1 protein-coding gene is annotated in these 1422 nt (G+C 66.2%); it reads right to left on the minus strand.

The window, feature by feature from the left end; all coding sequences use genetic code 11:
• Nucleotides 1-72: 72 nt before the first annotated feature.
• Nucleotides 73-1422, minus strand: a 1350-nt coding sequence (locus ACP7BV_RS26960) for a transglutaminase-like domain-containing protein (RefSeq protein WP_426107972.1), incomplete at its 5' end; no start/stop codon positions are given.

Genomic DNA, 1422 nt, shown 5'->3' on the forward strand with positions numbered 1-1422 from the left:
TGAAATCGCGCTGGGGTTATCCGCTGGCGATCACGTTCATGTTCAGCCTGTGCGGCTACCTGTACTACCGCTTCAGGGAAACGACGGCAGGCGCTGTTCGACTACGCCAGCGGCGCGCTGGAACACCGCGCTGTTGGCGTCGGCGGTGGCGAAGTAGGCCAGCGCGCCCTGGTACAGCAATTCTCCGGAGACATCGTCGCGGCTGAGCGAGGCGCTCTGGCCGGCCGCCAGTTTGGCCTGCAGCGCATTCAACCTGGCCTTCAGGCCGTTCAGCTGCCCGGCGCTCACGCCCTGGGCGTCGATCGCCACGGCATGGTAGTCGCCTGCATGCGCGATGAATGTGCTGTCGTTCCAACTGCCGCCGGACGGATCGAAGGCGCCAATGTCGGCCACCAGTTCGCTGCCCAGCACAAAATTGCCGCCGCTGGCAACCAGTGCGCCGTCCACACGGATTTCCGCTTTCACGCGAATCAGATAGCCCGGTAGTTGCGGCGCAAATTCGCTCGCCTGGACCGCACTGCCGTCGGCATGCGCCTTGGGCAGGTACAGCGCCAGGGTGGTGGCGTCCGCGTCGGTGGCAGGTACAAAGCTCATCGTCAGGCGCTTGTCGGCCACTGCGGCCAGGTTGGCGCTGAACGCGGCGCTGCTCTCGCCCTGCCCTTGCAGCGTGCTGTTGGCGTACAAGTTAAGGTGGAACTTCCAGCGCAGTTGGTCCGGCAGGATGTTGGCAACCACGCCGGTGGCCACCAGCGTGTACGGCAAGGACCCCATCATGATGCTGTAGTTTTCAGGCGCGATGGCCGCGCTGCCCAGCACCTGCCCAACCGTCAGGTCGGGACCCTGCTGCGTGAGGAAGGTCTCGAGCTGGGTCTTGTAGCCGGTATATCCCTGCTGCAGGTTCGCCAGGTTCAGGTTGCGCGCATAGTCGGCAGTACAGGCGGCGCCCTGCTTGACCGCGTCGAACAGGCCCGCTTCGTTCAGGCTGACCGCGCCGCGCAGGTCCACGCCCGCCTGCTGGTTCATCTGCTTGAAGCTCGGATCGGTCGCGACCCAGGTCGCGGCAGCGCGGTTCACGGCGCCACGGCTTGGCGAGTAGTCGACAAAGGCCTCGACCCACATGTGCTCAATTTCGACAGCGCCGCCGTTGCTGCGGTTCGGGATGCCGGCCTGCGTCAGCAGTGCCAGCGCGGCGGCAGTCCCATCGACACCGAGCCAGTTGTGCAGGCGCGCGACCGGCATGGCGATGGTGCCGTAGGCGTAGCGGGCGGGAATGCCGGCCGCGCGGTACAGCGCAATGAGCAGGCTGGCGCTGTCGACGTCATTGCCGCGTCGCGCCTTGAGCGTGAATGACAGCGATGCCCGGGCCGTCGAGGCGGTAGCTGCCGGTGCGCTCGCCGCGCATCCACGCACGGAAGATGGCTT

The sequence above is a fragment of the Massilia sp. TSP1-1-2 genome (genome assembly GCF_049896185.1).
In the GTDB taxonomy this organism is placed as follows: domain Bacteria; phylum Pseudomonadota; class Gammaproteobacteria; order Burkholderiales; family Burkholderiaceae_D; genus Telluria_A.